Source organism: Roseibium sp. MB-4 (assembly GCF_053005265.1).
In genome coordinates, this window is the sequence record NZ_JBRKQB010000004.1 from 531,730 (window position 1) to 550,054 (window position 18,325).

17 protein-coding genes and 1 tRNA gene are annotated in these 18,325 nt (G+C 57.5%); 10 read left to right on the forward strand and 8 right to left on the reverse strand.

Annotated features, from left to right (window positions below):
- Positions 1–39: 39 nt before the first annotated feature.
- The 3 genes from ACVDG4_RS22140 (at position 40) to ACVDG4_RS22150 (ending at position 3,662) form a co-directional block, all read left to right on the forward strand.
- Positions 40–1,377, forward strand: a complete 1,338-nt coding sequence (locus ACVDG4_RS22140; RefSeq protein ID WP_447236694.1) for a COG4223 family protein — start codon at positions 40–42, stop codon at positions 1,375–1,377.
- Positions 1,378–1,455: 78 nt separating this feature from the next.
- The gene (locus ACVDG4_RS22145; RefSeq protein WP_447236695.1) at positions 1,456–3,405 is read left to right on the forward strand and encodes a heme biosynthesis protein HemY; all 1,950 of its coding nucleotides are present in this window, start codon (positions 1,456–1,458) and stop codon (positions 3,403–3,405) included.
- Between the two features lie 181 nt (positions 3,406–3,586).
- Positions 3,587–3,662: transfer RNA gene (locus ACVDG4_RS22150), tRNA-Thr, on the forward strand.
- Positions 3,663–3,834: 172 nt separating this feature from the next.
- Here the strand turns inward: ACVDG4_RS22150 and ACVDG4_RS22155 are convergent.
- A complete protein-coding gene (locus tag ACVDG4_RS22155; RefSeq protein WP_447236696.1) occupies positions 3,835–4,158 on the reverse strand; it encodes a hypothetical protein in 324 nt (107 codons plus the stop codon).
- A gap of 375 nt (positions 4,159–4,533) precedes the next feature.
- On the opposite strand from ACVDG4_RS22155, the gene ACVDG4_RS22160 reads away from it, so the two are divergent.
- Genes ACVDG4_RS22160 through ACVDG4_RS22170 form a run of 3 tightly spaced genes read left to right on the forward strand, consistent with a single transcriptional unit; the run spans position 4,534 to position 7,433 of the window.
- Positions 4,534–5,562: a TRAP transporter substrate-binding protein gene (locus ACVDG4_RS22160; protein ID WP_447236697.1), complete on the forward strand. Its 1,029-nt coding sequence runs from the start codon at positions 4,534–4,536 to the stop codon at positions 5,560–5,562.
- The gene (locus ACVDG4_RS22165) at positions 5,562–6,071 is read left to right on the forward strand and encodes a TRAP transporter small permease (protein ID WP_447236698.1); all 510 of its coding nucleotides are present in this window, start codon (positions 5,562–5,564) and stop codon (positions 6,069–6,071) included. The genes ACVDG4_RS22160 and ACVDG4_RS22165 overlap by 1 nt, the downstream gene beginning before the upstream one ends.
- A 6-nt stretch (positions 6,072–6,077) precedes the next feature.
- Positions 6,078–7,433, forward strand: coding sequence for a TRAP transporter large permease (locus ACVDG4_RS22170; protein WP_447236699.1), 1,356 nt, complete (start codon positions 6,078–6,080; stop codon positions 7,431–7,433).
- A gap of 62 nt (positions 7,434–7,495) precedes the next feature.
- On the opposite strand, the gene ACVDG4_RS22175 is transcribed toward ACVDG4_RS22170, so the two are convergent.
- The 7 genes from ACVDG4_RS22175 to pobA form a co-directional block, all read right to left on the reverse strand.
- Entirely contained in the window at positions 7,496–8,803 is a 1,308-nt protein-coding gene (locus tag ACVDG4_RS22175; RefSeq protein ID WP_447236700.1) for a lyase family protein, read from the reverse strand.
- Between the two features lie 157 nt (positions 8,804–8,960).
- A complete protein-coding gene (locus ACVDG4_RS22180; protein WP_447236701.1) occupies positions 8,961–9,797 on the reverse strand; it encodes a 3-oxoadipate:acetyl-CoA acetyltransferase in 837 nt (278 codons plus the stop codon).
- Positions 9,798–9,804: 7 nt separating this feature from the next.
- A complete protein-coding gene (gene pcaG, locus ACVDG4_RS22185) occupies positions 9,805–10,425 on the reverse strand; it encodes a protocatechuate 3,4-dioxygenase subunit alpha (RefSeq protein ID WP_447236702.1) in 621 nt (206 codons plus the stop codon).
- A 2-nt stretch (positions 10,426–10,427) separates the two neighbouring features.
- Positions 10,428–11,153, reverse strand: a complete 726-nt coding sequence (gene pcaH / locus ACVDG4_RS22190) for a protocatechuate 3,4-dioxygenase subunit beta (protein ID WP_447236703.1) — start codon at positions 11,151–11,153, stop codon at positions 10,428–10,430.
- A 23-nt stretch (positions 11,154–11,176) separates the two neighbouring features.
- Entirely contained in the window at positions 11,177–11,566 is a 390-nt protein-coding gene (gene pcaC / locus ACVDG4_RS22195) for a 4-carboxymuconolactone decarboxylase (protein WP_447236704.1), read from the reverse strand.
- Positions 11,559–12,350 carry a 3-oxoadipate enol-lactonase gene (pcaD, locus tag ACVDG4_RS22200; protein ID WP_447236705.1) on the reverse strand — a complete coding sequence of 264 codons (792 nt, stop codon included), beginning with the start codon at positions 12,348–12,350 and terminating at the stop codon, positions 11,559–11,561. Before pcaD ends, pcaC begins: the two co-directional genes overlap by 8 nt.
- A complete protein-coding gene (pobA, locus tag ACVDG4_RS22205; RefSeq protein WP_447236706.1) occupies positions 12,350–13,519 on the reverse strand; it encodes a 4-hydroxybenzoate 3-monooxygenase in 1,170 nt (389 codons plus the stop codon). Before pobA ends, pcaD begins: the two co-directional genes overlap by 1 nt.
- A gap of 94 nt (positions 13,520–13,613) precedes the next feature.
- Here pobA and pcaQ point away from each other — a divergent pair, with 94 nt between their 5' ends.
- The 4 genes from pcaQ to ACVDG4_RS22225 all read left to right on the forward strand — a co-directional run bounded on the left by pcaQ (position 13,614) and on the right by ACVDG4_RS22225 (position 18,318).
- The gene (gene pcaQ / locus ACVDG4_RS22210) at positions 13,614–14,534 is read left to right on the forward strand and encodes a pca operon transcription factor PcaQ (RefSeq protein ID WP_447236707.1); all 921 of its coding nucleotides are present in this window, start codon (positions 13,614–13,616) and stop codon (positions 14,532–14,534) included.
- Positions 14,531–16,288 (forward strand): thiamine pyrophosphate-requiring protein, encoded by a 1,758-nt coding sequence (locus ACVDG4_RS22215; RefSeq protein WP_447236708.1) that lies wholly within the window; start codon positions 14,531–14,533, stop codon positions 16,286–16,288. Before pcaQ ends, ACVDG4_RS22215 begins: the two co-directional genes overlap by 4 nt.
- Positions 16,289–16,475: 187 nt before the next feature.
- Positions 16,476–17,297 carry a response regulator gene (locus tag ACVDG4_RS22220; RefSeq protein ID WP_133952199.1) on the forward strand — a complete coding sequence of 274 codons (822 nt, stop codon included), beginning with the start codon at positions 16,476–16,478 and terminating at the stop codon, positions 17,295–17,297.
- Between the two features lie 205 nt (positions 17,298–17,502).
- The gene (locus tag ACVDG4_RS22225) at positions 17,503–18,318 is read left to right on the forward strand and encodes a hypothetical protein (RefSeq protein WP_447236709.1); all 816 of its coding nucleotides are present in this window, start codon (positions 17,503–17,505) and stop codon (positions 18,316–18,318) included.
- The last annotated feature ends 7 nt before the right edge of the window (positions 18,319–18,325 follow it).

Below are 18,325 nucleotides of genomic sequence, written 5' to 3' on the forward strand. Positions count from 1 at the left end.
AGCAGCGGTGTTGGTGCGTTCGGTGTTCTGATCGCCGCGGTGATCGGCGGCGTCCTGGTGCTCGGCGGAGGCTTTGGTCTCTATCAGGCCGGCATCGTCAAGCTGACACCTGAGCAGGATCAGGAGATGTCCCGCGCGCTGACAGCAGCAGAACGGAAAATCTCGGATCTGGAAAGCCAGCTGAGTGCGCTTGGAACGACTGTTTCCGGACAAGACGTCAGCGGAGCTCTTTCGGATTTGGAGAGCAAAGTCGCTGCCATGGAGCAGTCTTTGGCAGAAGCCGCCCAGTCTGGTGGAGCTGATGTGTCTGGTGCCGTCGATGCGTTGAAGCAGGACTTTGATGCCTTGAAAGCCGATCTGGCTTCCGGTTCTGCGACGTCTGCAGACGGAACGCCTGTAAATCTGGCGCCGCTGGAAACCCGGCTGAGCAGCCTGGAAGATACGGTGAAAGCCGCAGCACCCGTCGATCTCGCCCCAATCGAGTCCCGACTTACCGAACTGGAAGGCGGCACAACGGCTGCATCGTCAGAGACGGAAAAACTGTCCGGTTCCGTGACGGACCTTGAAGGTCAGGTCAAAGGTTTTGAGACGCAGCTGACCGAGCTTCAGACGCGTTTGCAGAACACCGAGGCAACAGCAAAAGCTGCGCAAACGGCGGTGTCGACCTCAGATGTGTCCTTGAAGACCCTTGCGGACAGTCAGGCGCGGGCGACCGAAACACTTTCGAGCCTCTCAGCAGACATTCAGTCCGTCGGTGCAGCCAACAACGCCGCACTTGAAGATTTGCGGGCTGAACTCGACAGCTTGTCCAAGAGACTGGCACAAGTTGAATCGACCATGGGCGATGCAACGGCGCGGGAGACCGCGGCGCGGGCCTTGTCTGTGTCGGCTCTGAAATCGGCAGTGGATTCGGGCCGTCCTTATGAGACAGAGCTTGCAGCCGTCAAAGCAGGCCTTCCGGCAGATATGGACCTGTCCGCGCTTGAAGCCCACGCAAAGACCGGTGTGGAGCCAGTGTCTGTCCTGATCGCGCAGTTCCCGAATGTTGCGCGCAGCGTCTACCAAACCTTTGCGGAACCGGACGAGTCCGGTGACGTCCTCCAGAGTTTCCTGGCAAGTGCCCGGTCGCTTGTGGCAGTGCGCGGGCCGGGTAATGCAGATGGCACCGGACCGGATGCTGTCTTGCGGCGGATGGAAAATGCTGTCTCCAAGGGAGATTTGAGCGCGGCGCTTGCGGCCTCCAAGGATCTACCGCAAGCGGGTCAGGACGCAGCGGCGGACTGGACAAACCGGGCAGAGGCACGGGTTGAAGTTGATGCGCTGACGGACAAGGCGTCTCAGGAAGTTCTGAGCGCGCTTGCGAAAAACGACAGCTGAGCCGGCGGCCGCTCAACGGCCGGCCGGAATTGAGTTTATTCTGCCGGGATGGTCCGGCGCACTTTGGGAGCGACACCGATGATCCGCGTCCTCATCTTTTTCGCCATGCTGTTTTTGGCTGCCCTCGGGTTTGCCTGGATGGCGGATTTGCCTGGAACGATATCGGTCAGCTGGAACGGCTATGTCTGGGAACAGCCGCCGGTGGTGGTGGCCCTGGTGGTGGGCCTTGTTCTCGTCGCGTTTCTTGTCGTTGTCGGGTTTATCCGCGCGATCCTGAAGTCGCCGCAAATCGCTGGCCGTTTCTTCAAGCAGCGCCGGAAGGACAAAGGTTACACAGCTTTGTCGCAAGGGTTGATTGCACTTGGCACGGGCAATGCCAAAATGGCACGCCGCTATGGTCTTGATGCAGACAAGCTGCTGAACGAAGAACCGGCGACAAAACTTCTTCTTGCGCAAACGGCGCAGCTTGCCGGCAAGGACGGCGAAGCGCGGCAGCGCTTTGAAGCCATGCTGGACGATCCGCAAACCAAAACGCTCGGTTTGCATGGCCTGTTTGTCGAGGCCGAACGCCAGAAGGAACCCGTTGCCGCGCGCCATTACGCCGAAGAGGCCGCGAAATCCGCGCCGGGTCTGGAGTGGGCCGGGAAAGCCGTTCTCGGGTATCAGGCGGTTGCCCATCATTGGGATGAGGCGTTGAAAACCCTTGAGCGGAACTACACGTCCAAGCTCCTGGATAAAAAGGCCTATCGCCGTCAGCGCGCAGTCATCCTCACCGCGCTTGCCCACAAACTGGAGGACAACGATCCGGACCGGGCCTTCTCGCTGGCAAAAGAGGCGCACGGGTTGGCACTGGACTTGGTTCCAGCCGCTGTCATCACATCTCGGCTGGCGACCCGCCGGGGCGATATCCGCAAGGCGTCGAAAGTGATCGAGGCGACCTGGCGGTTGTCGCCGCACCCGGAGTTGGCCGAAACCTATTCCCATGTGCGCACGGGCGATTCAGCTGTTGACAGGCTGAAGCGTGCCAAAAGCCTTGCGGCGCAACGCGCCAACACTGCAGAAGGGGCCATCGCGGTCGCCAAGGCTGCATTGGAAGCGCGCGAATTTGAAGAGGCCCGCACACAGCTGAAGAAAGTGCTGCAATCCGAGCCGACCCGGGCGGCCTTCATCCTGATGGCCGAAGTGGAAGAGGCAGAGACCGGCGACAAGGGCCGGGTCCGCGATTGGCTTGCACGGGCGGTCAAGGCGCCGCTCGACAAGGTCTGGATCGCCGACGGCGTGGTGTCTTCTGAATGGCAGGCCGTGTCGCCTGTGACCGGGAAGCTTGACGCGTTCCAATGGTCATCGCCGGGCAGCCTCAACGAGGAAGATGGTGTTCTGTTGGAAGACAGCCTGTTTGAGGCCCCTGTTCTGCCTGCGGCTGCACCTGCACCAGCCCAGGAACCTGCTGCAGAGCCAGCGGCGACCGCACCTTCGCAGCTCAAAGACGCGTCCGATGAAAAACCGGAAGAGGCCGCCGAAGCCACGGTTGTTGAGTTGAAGGCCGAGCCTCAAAGCGAGGAGCCGTCAAAAACGACCAAGGAGGCGGAGCCTGCGCCAAACGCTAAATCCGACGCAAAAGCGACTGCTGCTCCGGTTAAAAAGGAAGGCTATGAGGGGACAACGGACGATGTGAAATTCGCTCCGGCCCTCAAGGACTTGCCGGACGGTCCAACAGCTTCAACTCTGTCTGATAAGGCTTCCGCTCCCGCGGCACCTGAAAAAGATGCCGGTGCAGAGAAAGCCAAAACAGATGAGGCTGAAAAGGTTGTTTCAGACGCCACACCAGACAAACAGGCCGCTGAACCTGAGTCCGGGGTTAATGGCACATCTGAGGACAGCAAGTCTGATGAGAAAAAGGCCAAAGACGAGGACTTAGATCGTCCGATTGAATTTCCTCTCTCGCGCATGCCGGATGATCCGGGCACAGATGATGACGAGGACGCGGACGACAAGAAGAAAGGTTCCCGCCCCCGGTTCTTTAACTAGGCTGGGGAGGGAAGCTTCAATCCGGAAAGTACTGATGACCTGAACGTGTGGTCATCATTTCCTGGACCCGGAAAAGCCCTTGCATCCGGATCGAAGCTCCGGTAATTAGCGGCCCACTCGGGCAGCGACAGTTTTTGAGGACTGCCTTTGAGATCGTCTCTTGGAGTTGTTCAAGAGCCAAGCCGCTGTAGCTCAGTTGGTAGAGCACGTCATTCGTAATGATGGGGTCGTAGGTTCGAGTCCTATCAGCGGCACCACCTTCTCTTATTGCGCTATCGGCCTTCGGCCTACTTGAGCGCTTTCCTAGAACGCTTTTCTCATTTGCACCACTTCTTCAATGGTTATGACACACTATGAAGAGCGCAGCACCGCGATCAGCGGTCGGCGGCGCATATGAATGCGCCACCACTTGGGCAGTATCCTGACAGCTCAGCGGTAACTCGATGAGTAGAATGTCAGTTCATTCGTGCACGGGTTGGCATCGCTCTGGATGGAGCCATCCGGTTTGACGATCAATTCGATCAAGTTGCTGGTGATCGCCCGGTAGTAGCGGGTGCCGTCTCCATCAAAGGCCGTCAAATGCCATATGACGTAGGCTTTGCCGTTTTCCTTCGGCGTAATCTCGCAAACCGCCAAAGGTGCTGCCGCTTTGACTTTGGAAATGGTATCGTCAGCATGCGCGGCTGCACAAAAGCCGATCGCAAATGCCGCAGCAGCAAAAACGCTCATCCGCGCTGACAGTTGGCTTATCATCCAGTTATCTCCTGAAGTGTTCTCATAAGAGGCTACGCCTCACTCTATGCGGCTCCCTCAGCAGAGTACAGGCTGAGATGATGCCTCGGGGACTGGCTGGTGTTGATGCCACGGGTAATCGGCAGTTAGTTTCCAAAAAGGGAAATCAATTCCAACATTATGTCATTTTACATTACCAAGTGAATTAGTAAAAACTGAATTCGGGAGGAGACATGTCTCCTGTTTAATGGTGGGATAGGCTTCAATAGGGTGAAAATTTGTGTGCCAGCGGCACCTTGCACCCGATAAGCTTGGGCAACCAACAGCGCGAATGAGGCGCGGCCACAGCCGGACTGGTCTATTTCTTGTATTTCCGGCGTAGGAGGAGGAACGATCATGGATTTCAAGGCGGTTTTCGGCGCAGCCCTGTTGGCGCTCGGCGCAACATCAGTGCAGGCTGCAGATCACGAATTCAAGCTGCACCACTTCCTGGGCGAAAAGGCCCCGGCACACTCCAAGATGCTGGTGCCCTGGGCTAAGCAGGTGGAGGAAAATTCCGGCGGCAAGGTCTCCATCGAGATCTATCCGGCGATGACTTTGGGCGGCCGTCCGCCGGAGCTGATCAACCAGGTTCGCGACGGTGTTGTGGACCTTGTCTGGACGGTCAACGGCTATACACCCGGCCTGTTCCCGAGGTCTGAAGTCTTTGAGCTGCCGGGGGTCCACAAGAACGATACCGCAGCGACCAATCTGGCGCTTAAGGAACTCTTCGAGAGTGATCTGAAAGACGACTACAAGGGCGTTGAGGTCATGTTCCTCCATGTGCATGCCGGTCAGGGCATTCATATGCGCGACACGGAAGTGCGGTCAGTCGCAGACCTCAAGGACAAGAAAATCCGGATCCCGACACGCACGGGCGCCTGGGTGATTGAAGCGCTTGGCGCGTCCCCGGTTGCAATGCCGGTGCCGGAACTTCCACCTGCACTGCAGAAGGGTGTGATTGACGGGGCGATGATCCCTTGGGAAATCATTCCGCCGCTGAAGATCCAGGAGCAGACCAATTACCAGATCGAAGGTGCGGACAAGGAACGCTTTGGCACGACGGTGTTCCAGGTGTCCATGAACAAGGACCGCTGGGACAGCTTACCGGAAGATATCCAGAAAGCCTTCCGCGATGCATCTGATGCTGCCTGGTCGAAGGAAGTTGGCGATATCTGGGCTGGTGCAGATGATTTTGGCATTGGGCTCGCGGTGAAGGCCGGCAACACGCACATCACCTTGACGCCAGAAGAAACCGCGGAGTTCAACACAGCGCTTGAGCCGGTTGTCGGCCGCTGGGTCGAGGAAGTCTCCAGCAAAGGCATCGACGGGTCCGCTTTGGTGGACAAGGCCCGCGCCGCTGTTGCGAACAACGCGTCCAACTGATGCCGACAGATCACCAAACAGGCAATTCCGGGTTCACCGGGATTGCCAGCTGGGTCATCACGGTGTGGGCTCTCCTCGGCGGCGGTGTTCTGTTGGCCGTCGTCGCGGTGAACATGATGTCCATCATCGGATCCATGTTCGGTAAGCCTTTCCCCGGTGACTTTGAACTCACGGAAATGGGCGTCGCGATCGCAGTCTTTGCGTTCCTGCCCTTTTGCCAGCTGACAGGCGCCAATGTGTCAGCGGATATTTTCACAGCTGGAGCCTCGAAGCGGTTGATCGCGTTCTTCACGTTGCTTGGCTCACTGGTTGCGCTTGGGTTTGCGTCTCTGCTGATCTGGCGCATGTTCCACGGCATGCTCGACCAAAGAGAATACGGTTATACGACCACGATCTTGCAGATCCCGCACTGGTTGGCGTTTGTTCCGATCCTTGTGTCCCTTGTCTTGCTGGCCCTTGCAGCGCTCGTCACTTTGATGCGTGACACTTCAGCCCTGTCGAAAGGATAACGATATATGGCAGACGCTGTTGTTCTCGGCGTGGGCGGGCTCGTCGCGCTGATCATCCTGATTGCGATCCGGATGCCGATTGCCTACGCGATGATCCTGGTCGGCGGCGTCGGAACCATGCTGCTCAACGGGCCGGCGTTGGTCTTCAGCCAGTTGAAGACGTTGGCTTACGGCCAGTTCTCCATCTACGACCTGTCCGTCGTGCCGATGTTTGTTCTGATGGGGGCGATCGCCTCCAAGACGGGGCTCAGCCAGGCGCTGTTCCGGGGGGCAAATGCCTGGCTTGGCTGGCTGCGCGGTGGCACGGCGATGGCGGCAATTGCAGGCTGTGCCGGATTCGGGGCGGTGTGTGGTTCGTCCCTTGCGACGGCCTCCACCATGGGCAAGGTCGCATTGCCGGAACTGCGCCGCTACAAGTATTCCGGGGCCCTTGCCACCGGGACACTGGCGGCTGGCGGAGTGCTCGGAATCCTGATCCCGCCTTCTGTTGTCCTGATCATTTACGCGATCATCGTTGAAGCGAACATCGTGACGATGTTCATGGCGGCGTTCCTGCCCGGCCTGCTGGCCGTCGTCCTCTTCTTGCTGACCATTGCGATCTATGTGGCGATCAAGCCGGAGGCCGGCCCGAAAGGCGGGATGCCGGACCGCCGGGAGTTCATCGAGGCAACGGCCGGAATGATCCCGGTTCTGCTAATCTTTGCTCTTGTGATTGGCGGTATCTATTTCGGCTTTTTCAACCCGACCCCGGCTGCTGCTGCCGGTGTGTTTCTCGTCCTGGTCTTCGGTCTCTTGCAGCGCAAGTTGTCCTGGCCGGACATGCTGGGCGCGCTTAAAGAAACGGCTGCGACCTCGGGCATGATTTATCTGATCATACTTGGTGCGGAACTTCTGAAAATCTTCATGTCGCGGGTGCGTCTGCCTCAGGAAACCGCTGCCTGGATCGCCGGTTCGGGCCTAGAGCCGATGACGGTCCTGATCCTTCTGCTCGTTGCGCTTATCCTGCTCGGCTGCCTGATGGACAGTCTGTCGATGATCCTGCTGGTGATCCCGTTCTTCTGGCCGGTTCTGGTCGAGATAAATGGCGGGATCTATCAGGGCGCTGACGGCGCCGGGTTCGGCATGAGCACTGAAGATCTGAAGATCTGGTTCGGGATCCTCGCGCTCATTGTAGTGGAGCTTGGACTGATTACGCCGCCGGTCGGAATGAACGTGTTCGTGATTTCCTCCCTGGCCCGCGACACCCCGATGATCGAGACGTTCAAGGGCGTTGCGCCCTTCTTTGGCGCGGAGCTGGTGCGTGTGGTGCTTCTTGTCAGTTTCCCGGCGCTCACGCTGTGGCTGCCGAGTGTGCTCAGTTAGCGCATATTGCGGTCTATTGGCTTAAGGCCTGTCTGGCTTTGCGTTTGAAGCGAAGCGGAGAGCTATCTCGACCGCCGGGCAAATATCTCGGCGGTCATTTCCTTGCAGGCCGGTATGACCGTTGCCGGATCAAGAACGGCGTCCCAGTCGATCCCATTGGGCGCCAGTTCCTTCAAGGTTGATTTGAAGTCAGCCTGTGACGCGGCCTTGGCAACAATGTCTTTGGCTTCGGCTCTCGGAACGCCGTTCTTGGCAAGCGCAAAGCTGGCGGCCTCTGCCATGATTTCCGGATGGTTTTTGAAACCAGCGGAAATCCGTTCCGGGTTCGCAGACATGCTGTCTGCAAGCGCTTGGGCGTGGCGGAGGGCTGCGCCGGTTGCAATCAACATCTGGGGCAAGAACGCCCATTCCAGTGGCCAGCGCGCGCCGTCGCGCTCTTCTGCAGGACTGGCCGCTGCCGAAATCCCACCTGCGGACGTTTGCACGATGGTGTTGAGCGTCAGAATGGCTTCGGCCTGAACCGGATTGGCCTTTTGCGGCATTGTCGAGGATCCGCCGCCTGTTCCCGACGAGACCTCCGCAATGTCTGAGCGGCCGAGGAGAAGAAGATCGCCGGCCATCTTGGCGAGACCGGCGGTGAGGGCTTGTAGCCAGGCGGACAGCGCGAGGATATTCGATCGGTTCGTGTGCCAGGATGACGAAAAATGGAGCTTGAGTTCCCTGGCAAGGGCTTCTGCGATCCGCGGTCCATCTGGCACCACGGCACCGTTGATTCCGGAAGCCCCGCCGAACTGGATTTTCAGAACTTTCTTGCGAAGATCTGGCAGGTCGGCCTCAGCGTCAATTGGGCCGTGTGCCCATTGAGCAATCCGGTAGCCGAACGTGACAGGTGTCGAAATCTGCGACCGTGTCCGGCCGGCCAGAAGCTGATTGGCGTGCCGGACGCTTTCTGTTTCCAAAGTGTCGATCAGTTTGCCAAGGCGTTCTTCCAGCACATCGAGGCAGCTCTTTGCCTGGAGAACCAGCGCCGTGTCCATCACGTCTTGGCTGGTGGCTCCCCAGTGCAGCCAGCTGCCTGCGTCGTCACCGGCGATCTTTCTCAAAGAAGCCACAAGTGCGGGAACGGGAATTCCAGCAGACCGCGTGCCGTTACTCAAAGCATTCGGCTCAATCTCACTGGTTTCCAGCGCAGAGACGATCGTTGCAGCCGCACCTTCCGGAATGATGCCGAGGGCGCCTTGCACTTTTGCGAGAGCCTGCTCGAACCGGATCATATGAAGGAGATCGGCATCCTCATCCAGCCGCAAAACCAGATCGGCGTCGGAGTAAAGATCGGAAAAAACCGGGCTGGAAAACAGGGAAACAGGCATGAAACCTACGTTCAGACAGAGGATGCCTGATCAAGAAACATCGAAGACTAGATCAGCGGGCGTTTAATCGGGATCGATTTCACGTCCAAAGCTGATCGATTTTTAGTGGTCGAGCACCTTCGGGCGTCTTCAATCAAAACGCCCGATGCTCTAGCCGTCAAGCGGCTTGGAGCGGAATCTGCAAGATCTCGCGTGCCTTTTGCCAGTCCGCAACCGGCCGCTCGTACTTTTCGCAAAGCTCAACCGCCCGTTTGACCAAAGCGGCATTGGACGGAGCAAGCCTGTCCTTGTCGAGGCGGATGTTGTCTTCCAGTCCGGTGCGAGTGTGCCCTCCGGCCGCGATCGACCACTCGTTGATGGTCAGCTGGTGACGGCCGATGCCGGCAGCACACCATTCGGCATCCGGAACGAGCCGTTCGACAGTCTTGATGTAATAGTCGAACACATCCTTATCGACGGGCATAGCGTTCTTCACACCCATGACGAACTGGACATAGAGACTGCCTGGTATGCGGCCGTCCTTGTTCATCGCCGCTGCCTGGTGAATGTGGCTGAGATCGAAAGCCTCGATCTCCGGCTTGATGGTGTAGGTCCGCATTTCTGCGGCCAGCCAATCCACAAGATCCGGCGGGTTTTCGTAAACCCGCGTTGGGAAGTTGTTCGAGCCAACGGAAAGGGAGGCCATGTCCGGCTCAAGCGGCAGCATACCGCCGCGCGCTTTTCCAGCGCCTGAACGCCCGCCGGTCGAGAACTGGATGATCATGCCGGGGCAGTGTTTTTCAAGACCTTCCTTTAGCCGAGCAAATTTCTCCGGATTCGAAGACGGGCTTTGATCCTCGTTGCGCACATGGGCGTGGCAGATTGTGGCACCGGCTTCAAAGGCCTCGTGCGTGCTTTCAACTTGTTCGGCGACTGTGACCGGCACAGCTGGATTGTTTTCTTTTGTCGGCAACGAACCGGTGATCGCAACACAGATGATGCAGTGTTTGCTCATGTCCGCCTCAAATGTCGAAAAAGACGGTTTCGTCTTCGCCTTGCAGCTTGATATCGAACCGGTAGACCGGCGTGCCGTCGCTGTCTGTCCGCTCTGCAATCAGCGTTGCCCGGCGGCGCTCCCACTCGATCAGATTGAGGACCGGATCGGCTGAATTGGCCGCCGCCTCATCTGAAAAATAAAGCCGGGTTTGCAGGCCAACATTTATCCCGCGTGCAACGATCCAGAGGCTGATATGCGGAGCCATTTGACGACCGTTCAGATCCGTGACCGCACCCGGCTTGACTGTCTCGAATGTCCAGTTTCCGGTCTCGAAATCCGGAATGACCCGGCCCCAGCCCCTGAACCCGTCCTCAACTTTACCACGATGCTCTGGATGGGCATAGATGCCGTCTGCATTGGCCTGCCAGGCTTCCAGAAGCACGTCCTTGATCGGAGACCCCATGCCATCAATGACACGGCCCTCAATGCGGATGCGTTCGCCCTTTGCGTTTGGCCCGGCAATGTCATGCCCGAGCTCCTGGGCGTAGATGTCAAAACCGGCGGCTCCGGGCGCAAGGCCGATGTGGACATAAGGGCCCGCCGTCTGGGAGGGGGTTTCTTTCAAATAGTCCAGTGTCTGGCGCATGATCAGTTCCCCTCCGGCCGGTTTTCAAACAGCGTCGACCGGCGCCCACGCAACACGATGTCGAACTTGTAAGCGATGGTATCGAGGGGGATGGTGGCGTTGAGATCCAGCCGTGCGACAAGTTGATCAACCGCCTCCGGGTCGGGAATGGAGTTCACGATCGGGCATTTGGCGATCAACGGGTCGCCTTCAAAGTAGCACTGCGTGATTAGGCGCTGTGCGAAGGCGGAACCGAAGATGGAAATATGGACATGGGCCGGCCGCCAGTTGTTCACCCAATTGCGCCAGGGGTAAGCCCCGGGCTTCACGGTTCTGAACGCGTAATACCCGTTCTCGTCCGTTAGTGTGCGGCCACAGCCGCCAAAATTCGGGTCGATCGGCGCGAGATAAGTGTCCTTCTTGTGGCGGTAACGGCCGCCGGCATTGGCTTGCCAGATTTCGAGCAGTGTGTTCGGAACCGGCTTTGCATTCTCGTCGAGAACCCGTCCATGAAGGATGATGCGCTCGCCAATCGGGCTTTCGCCCGGTTTTGCGTAGTTCGACAGAAGATCCTTGTCGAGCGGGTCGATGTCGTTGTGTCCAAAGACCGGTCCGGTGATTTCGCTGACTGTCGTTTCCAGGCTGATCATCGAATACTGAGGGGATCTGGAAACGCTTGTCTTGTAGTCCGGCGTCAGCGCGGGCGGCTGCCATTGCCGGTCACGCTGGTAATAGGGGCCTGGTTTCATTGTGGCGTTCCTCCCGGCCGGCGTTATTCGCCCGCCTCCTCCCGTTCCATGTCCGCGTAAGTGTCCTTGGCAATCTTGAGCGCCTGGTTGGCCCGCGGAACTCCAGCATAAATCGCGACATGCTGGAAGGCTTCCAGAACATCCTGCTTGCTAGCACCTGTCCGGGCCGTTGCTCGGATGTGCATGGCAATTTCCTCAAAATTCCCGAGAGCTGCCAAGAGGGCCAGCGTCAACATGGAGCGCTCGCGCGGGCTGATGCCGTCAGATGCCCAGACCGTTCCCCAGGCCGCCTCGGTGATCAGTGTTTGAAAGGGCGCATCGAGATCCGTCTTGGATGCTTCAGCGCGATCAACATGGGCGTCGCCCAAAACGGAGCGGCGGACATCCAAACCCTGCTCATACCGGTCAGACATGAGCGCTCTCCTTCAAAAAATCCTGCAAATGGCCGGTAAACACGTCAGCCTGCTCAACACAGGGCAGGTGACCAGCGCTTGCTATCTCAATGAACTTGCTGCCACGGATCAGGTCCGTGGTGGCCTTTACCTGCGCCGGGGGGCTGGCCAGATCCTCAGATCCGGCAATCCCCAAAACGGGAAGCGTCAATTCAGAGGTTGTCGCGGTGAGATCCGTCGCGGCCAGGGCTTCACTGCAGCCGATATAACCCTCAGCTGGCGTCCGGCTCAGCATGTTGCGCCAGGCAATGCATTCGTCAGAGTGCCGGAAAGGGCCGGAGAACCAGCGGTCCAGAACAGCATCGGCGATATTTTCGACACCGCCTTTGCGGACTGCGGCAATCCGGGTCTGCCACATGTCTTCTGTGCCCATTTTTGCTGCTGTGCAGGCCAGAACAAGACTGGTCATGCGATCCGATTGGCGATGGGCCAGCAGTTGTCCGATCATCCCGCCAATGGAAAGGCCGACCAGCAAGAATTGCGATACTTCGATATGGCCGAGCAATTCCTCCAGATCTACGACCAGATCCGTCATGGAGTAAACATCAGAGGGGCAGGAGGAGAGGCCGTGGCCGCGCTTGTCGAAGCGGATGTAGCGGAAGCCTTCTTCGGGAAGCCGGTCGATGACCTTGTCCCAGAGCCGCAGATCCGTGCCGAGGGAGTTTGCAAACACGACAGGGGAGCCGGTCGGGTCACCATCTTCCCGCCAGTGAATGTCCGCATTTGTGAGCCGTGCGATGTGCATCAGTAGGGCAGTCCCACATAGTTTTCGGCAAACCACTTTTGGGCGGTCGGATTGTAATGCAGAGATTCAATTTCGGCCCGCTGCATTTTCAGATCAAACTCGGATTGATCCGGGAACCGGTGCAGCAGATTGGTGGTCGCCCAGCTGAACCGTTCCGCCTTCCAGACCCGCGCCAGCGCCGTTTCCGAGTAGGTGTCGATGCCGGTGCTGTCCTTGTCGAGGTAGTAGGCTGACAACGCGCGGTGGAGATAGTGAACATCTGACGCAGCAGTGTTGAGGCCCTTTGCCCCAGTCGGAGGCACGATGTGCGCAGCATCGCCGCAGAGGAACAATCGGCCCCAGCGCATCGGCTCGCTAACAAAAGATCGCAGAGGCGCAATTGATTTTTCAATCGACGGCCCAGTGACGAGCTTTTCCGCAATGTCTTCCGGCAGGCGGCGTTTGAGTTCTTCCCAGAACGCGTCATCGCTCCAGTCCTCGACATTGTCGCTGAGTTCGCATTGGACGTAATAGCGGGACAGGTTTTCATTGCGCATGGAGCAGAGTGCAAATCCGCGGGTGGAGTTGGCGTAGATCAGCTCTTCGTGCACGGGCGGCGTTTCGGACAGGATACCCAGCCAGCCGAACGGAAAGACCTTCTCATAGTCTTTGCGGACAGTATCCGGGATGGTTTTCCGGCTGACTCCATGAAAGCCGTCGCACCCTGCCACGAAATCGCAGTCGATACGGTGCTCGCTGCCATTCTTCATGTAAGTGACGTATGGTGCGTCCGTATCGGCATCGTGGATTGCGGCACCCTCTGCTTCGAAGATGGTCTTTGCATCGGACGCCTCGCGGGCGTCATAGAGGTCGCGTGTCACCTCTGTCTGGCCGTATACGATGACGCTCTTGCCGATCAGATCCTCGAAGTTGATCGAGAACATCTCGTTTTCATAGGAAATACAGGTGCCTGTATGGACAAAACGCTCCTTGTCCATGCGCTCGGACACGCCAGCCTCGCGCATCAGTTCGACCAGACCCGTTTCCAGAATGCCGGCCCGGATTCGCGCAAGCACATAGTCCTTGGTCTTTCGTTCCAGAATGACCGCGTCGATCCCCTTCATGTGCAAAAGTTGCCCCAGCAGGAGCCCGGAGGGACCTCCTCCAACAATGACAACTTGAGTACGCATCTAGACCTCCACGCGTTTTTGAGCATATTGTTTATCTGAAATGGTGAAGTAAAATGACAAATTAGGTCATTTGATTTCCGAAATGGATAAGTAAATGATCGATCGGCGGATAAAATTCCGACACATCCAATGTTTTGTCGAGATTGCGCAGGAACGCAGTCTGAAGCTCGCTGCCGACAAGTTGAACCTTACTCAACCGGCCATATCCAAGACCCTCAAGGAATTGGAGGAAACGATTGGCGCGACACTGATGACCCGCAGCCGCGCGGGGATATCGCTGACGCCGCAAGGCAAGATGTTCCTGCATTTTGCCCAAATTTCCCTAGCCAGCCTCCAGCAGGGCCTGGACGGTGTGGTCAATGCCGGCGAGGAGGCGCGAGCCACGTTGACCGTTGGAGCTTTGCCGAGTGTTTCGGGAAGCTTCTTGCCCGCTGCCATCCGTGAATTCCGGGACTTGGCCCCAACGGTCATGCTGAAGATCCTGGATGGTCCGCATGGATATCTCATCGAGCGGTTGCGGCTGGGTGAAATCGATGTTGTGATTGGCCGCCTCGGACGCCCGGTCACCATGGAAGGGGTTTCGTTCACGCAGCTTTATTCTGAGCGGGTCGAGTTCGTCGTCCGGGCTGGTCATCCGCTCCTGGAAGCTCCGGATATCAAACGCATTGTTGATTGGCCGGTGCTCTATCCGCCGGAGGGGTCTGCCATCCGGCCCTTGGTTGAGAGGTATTTGATCGCCAACGGCGTTGCGGAAATTCCGAACCGGATCGAGACCGTGTCCGGCGCATTCGGTCGTATTTATACGCGTCAGTCGGACGCTGTCTGGATTATTTCTTCCGGTGTGGTGCGCAATGAAACGGCTGATGGCGATTTGATCCGCCTGCCGTTCGAAAGCGACATCACCAAAGGGCCGATCGGGTTGATGACGCGCCCCGATGCCCAGCCGAGCCCGGCCGAGCAGGTCTTCCGGCTGGCTGTTCAAACCGCCATTGAAAATTTGGGACTCTCCTCATGAGCAAGACTGCGACGACTTCTGCCAATGGCGATGCTTTGCGCTCTAAAAGTGCAACAGAAGAGATTGTCTCCATCACATCCGGAGGGGCTCTGCTCAGCCGGATGAAAACGATTGGCATTGACTATATTTTTGCAAATTCCGGAACGGATTTCCCGCCGGTGATCGAAGGCCTTGCAGAGGCTGATGCCAAGAACATCGATCTACCGGAAGCGATTGTCATCCCGCACGAAAGTGCGGCCATGGGCATGGCGCATGGTTATTACCTCGGCACTGGCAAAACGGCTGCAGTGATGGCGCATACGAATGTTGGTCTCGCCAACTGCGCGATAGGCGCGATCAACGCATCCATCGAAGACATACCAATGATGCTCTTCTCCGGGCGAACCCCAACAACGGAGCAGGGGCGGTTCGGGTCGCGAACCGTTCCGATTGGCTGGGGGCAGGAAATGCGCGATCAAACCGCTTTGGTCCGGGAAGCCTGCAAATGGGACTATGAGCTGCGGTTTCCCGAGCAGGCTGTCGAAACGGTTGACCGGGCAAAAGCGCTTGCCGAGACAACACCGCGCGGTCCGGTCTATGTGAGCTTGCCGCGCGAGGTCCTATGCGAGCCTTGCCCGGCGGACCAATTGGGCTCGCCAGCGATTATGGTCGCGCCGCAGCCGGGTATCGACCAAGCCGCCATTACACGGGCAGTCGAACTTATTTCCCAAGCTGACAATCCAGTGATTTTCGCGCAGCGCGGAGCCGGTGGCGCCGACGGCTTTGCAGCTCTTGCCGGGATGGCGGAGCGATGGGGCATGCCTGTCTGCCAGTATTGGGCTGTGCGGCTTGCGATGGATCTCGATCATCCCATGGCTGCAGGCAACGATCCGGCAGTTCTTCTGGAATCCGCAGATGTCGTTCTCGTTATCGACAGTCTTGCTCCCTGGGCACCGGACAAACACAAGCTAAAGCCCGGATGCAAAGTCATACACCTTGGCCAGGATCCACTCTTCAGCAAAGTACCGGTGCGAAATTTCCAGTGCGACCTCGCGATTGCCTCCGACGTGCAGCCGGGAATCGTCGCTTTGAAGGCAGCTTTGGATGAGCTTGAACTGTCCGAAAAAGCAGCGCCGAGACGGGCTCAATGGGCTGCGCGCAACAAGGCAAACCGGCAAGCCGTTTTGGCATTGGCTGAAGCCGATGGATCGGGGCGCATCACCAAGAATTTAGTCAGTCTGTGCCTGTCCCGCGTATTGGGGGATCAAAAAGCATCGGTGCTTTCAGAACTCGGCTGCCCTCCTGCGCCTATGAGTTTAAACCACTGGCAGGCCTGGTATCAGGAGCCCCATGCGGGCGGGCTCGGCTGGTGTTTTCCAGCCGCTCTTGGCATGAAGCTCGGCGCATCGGATCGCACCATTGTGGCGACCATGGGAGACGGGTCGTACATGTTTTCCAACCCGGTTGTCTGTCATCAAATTGCAGAAGCTCTCGACCTGCCGATCCTAGTGATCGTATTAAACAATGCAGAGTGGGGTGCGGTGCGCCAGTCTGTTCTGGATCATTATCCGGAGGGCTATGCGGCCCGAAGCAACAGGATGCCGTTGACCCAATTGTCGCCGGTGCCGGACTTTACGCATGTTGCCAAGGCCAGCCGCGCCTTCGCTGCTCGTGTTGAACAGGCGGCAGATTTGGAGTCAGCTCTCAAAGAGGCGCTCAAGCAAATCGAGCAAAACAAAACCCTCGCATTTTTGGATGTTGTTGTGTCGCGGTAGATTTGGCTTGCGTTGGTACTTGCGGTTTTTGATATAAAACTGATTGTTCGTTCAGGTTAAGGCGTTGTTTGAGTAATGATGCCAGTAACCGAAATTATACGAATGATGTGAAATAACTTTACTTGAACAACTGCATAGTTAGGCCGCTGGCATCATTTTGCATGGCCGTTTCTGCAATGGGGAAGCCGTGCTGCACAAAATAATACGCGTGATGATCGCGGACGACAGCTCAATCGCTCGGGACATCGTTGCGGAAGGTATTCAGGCCCATCGTGGTGAACGCTATATCGAGATTGAGCAAGCGTCGAATGGTCGGGCGGCCCTCGAGATACTCCAAGCGAAACGCATCGACGTCGCCTTTGTCGACATTCACATGCCAGGCCTGAACGGTCCGGAAGTCGTTTCGGCAATGCGCGATACCCAGTCGAATGACTGTTTGACCGTGGCCATGTCGAGCAGTCTCGATGATAAGGCGGAATCGGTGCTGAAGCGATTTGGCGCCTATCATTTCCTGCAAAAGCCCTTCAGCCCCGCGGAAATCTCCGAGATTATTGCCACCTATCGCATCATGACCCGATCCTATCCGATCCTGGTTGTCGACGATTCTGGAACAATGCGGAAACTGACCCGAAAAGTTTTGGAAAGCAGCCGTTTCGAGTTTGAGGTTTCAGAAGCAGATAGTGCCGATGCGGCGTTGAAAGCGCTTTCTCGCGGCAAATTCGAACTGGTCTTGACCGATTTTCACATGCCGGGTGTAGACGGTCTGGAGTTGGCCGGTTCCATTCGGGATTTATCCAGCAAGGTTGGCATTTACATGATGTCGACAAACGATACGACGTATCTCGAACGGTCTGCCGCCTTTGTCGGAATCTCCGGTTTCTTGAAAAAGCCCTTTAACGCGGCTGACATCGATATGCTGATGCACGACTACCTGGAAATTGACAAGCCGAAGTTCGGCAAGGTCAGAGACGTGTTCAGTTTCATTGAGCGCGAACGCAAGGCCTCCTGAAGAAACAAAGCCACGGGTCTGTAACCAGATCACTTGTATTGCCGGGATTAAAATCAAATTTTCCCGGTATTATTTGCCGTTTTCCTACAATCATTTTGGATAGTGCTGTGTCTGTCTTGATTACGGACGGTCAAGTTGATTCAATGGAAGAATCAGAACTTCAGCGGATGTGTAGCGATTTCGCCCCGATACCAAGGAGCGCGGCGTGGGCAAAACAGCACGGCTTGAATATCTCCGGCGCATATTACCTTTAGGCCTGGCGGTGCTCGGCATTGCGGGTTGGTTTTACTTTATGACGCTGCTCAGCAGCATCATGTGCTTGGTGGCTGCGGCTGCGATCTATCTTGCGCCGCCCCGGCCACAGCCGGCCTCCGGTGCGATCCGGCCAGTGTCCCGCCCGTCCGTCCTGACACTCGACCTGATTGGTTTCGGGCTCGGACTGGTTTTTCTCCCACTCGCGGTTCTCGGTCTCGCATCGGCAACGGGTGCCTTGGCAGCTTTGGCTCTGATTTGTTTGCTCACGGCCAGTTTGTCTCTTGTTTTCTTCACGGTCGCCGTGCGCCAGGAAACGTCTTGGGTGCGTTTTTTCGGCAACGGTTTCGAGTTCACGCAATTCGGCTTGCGGGTGCGTGTGCCTTATGCCGATCTTGAAAAGGTCAGCGTGAAGCTGTGGCATGCATCGGGGGCCGTTGCTTGGTTCCAGTCCACGATTGGCTCCAGTGGGCGGAAAAAAGCGGTGCTGCTGAACGGTGAAGAAACAACCAAAACCCTGGTCTTCCGCCGCAACGACGGGTCCACATTTACGATCTCATCTGAGCTCATTCCGGACCTCCAACGTGTCTTGATTGGCATGGACCGCGCTGAAGTGGATTTGCCGGAAGGCATTAGCGAATGGCAACGCAAGAAAATCCGGCGGCGGCGGGAAAAAATGTACCGCGTTGAGGAGCCTGCACCGAAATCCGAGCAACTCGATGTCGCCCGGATTGCAGCTTTGATCGAGCACGCCCGGCGGAACGCGTAAGGCGTCT

Excerpts from the sequence above, each read along its gene's own strand:
- ACVDG4_RS22170 (WP_447236699.1), top strand. The coding sequence starts at position 6,078 with ATGGCAGACGCTGTTGTTCTCGGCGTGGGCGGGCTCGTCGCGCTGATC.
- ACVDG4_RS22215 (WP_447236708.1), top strand. The coding sequence starts at position 14,531 with ATGAGCAAGACTGCGACGACTTCTGCCAATGGCGATGCTTTGCGCTCT.
- ACVDG4_RS22165 (WP_447236698.1), top strand. The coding sequence starts at position 5,562 with ATGCCGACAGATCACCAAACAGGCAATTCCGGGTTCACCGGGATTGCC.
- ACVDG4_RS22155 (WP_447236696.1), bottom strand. The coding sequence starts at position 4,158 with ATGATAAGCCAACTGTCAGCGCGGATGAGCGTTTTTGCTGCTGCGGCA.
- ACVDG4_RS22160 (WP_447236697.1), top strand. The coding sequence starts at position 4,534 with ATGGATTTCAAGGCGGTTTTCGGCGCAGCCCTGTTGGCGCTCGGCGCA.
- ACVDG4_RS22180 (WP_447236701.1), bottom strand. The coding sequence starts at position 9,797 with ATGAGCAAACACTGCATCATCTGTGTTGCGATCACCGGTTCGTTGCCG.
- pcaD (WP_447236705.1), bottom strand. The coding sequence starts at position 12,350 with ATGCACATCGCACGGCTCACAAATGCGGACATTCACTGGCGGGAAGAT.
- ACVDG4_RS22145 (WP_447236695.1), top strand. The coding sequence starts at position 1,456 with ATGATCCGCGTCCTCATCTTTTTCGCCATGCTGTTTTTGGCTGCCCTC.
- pcaG (WP_447236702.1), bottom strand. The coding sequence starts at position 10,425 with ATGCGCCAGACACTGGACTATTTGAAAGAAACCCCCTCCCAGACGGCG.
- pobA (WP_447236706.1), bottom strand. The coding sequence starts at position 13,519 with ATGCGTACTCAAGTTGTCATTGTTGGAGGAGGTCCCTCCGGGCTCCTG.
- pcaQ (WP_447236707.1), top strand. The coding sequence starts at position 13,614 with ATGATCGATCGGCGGATAAAATTCCGACACATCCAATGTTTTGTCGAG.
- ACVDG4_RS22175 (WP_447236700.1), bottom strand. The coding sequence starts at position 8,803 with ATGCCTGTTTCCCTGTTTTCCAGCCCGGTTTTTTCCGATCTTTACTCC.
- pcaH (WP_447236703.1), bottom strand. The coding sequence starts at position 11,153 with ATGAAACCAGGCCCCTATTACCAGCGTGACCGGCAATGGCAGCCGCCC.
- pcaC (WP_447236704.1), bottom strand. The coding sequence starts at position 11,566 with ATGTCTGACCGGTATGAGCAGGGTTTGGATGTCCGCCGCTCCGTTTTG.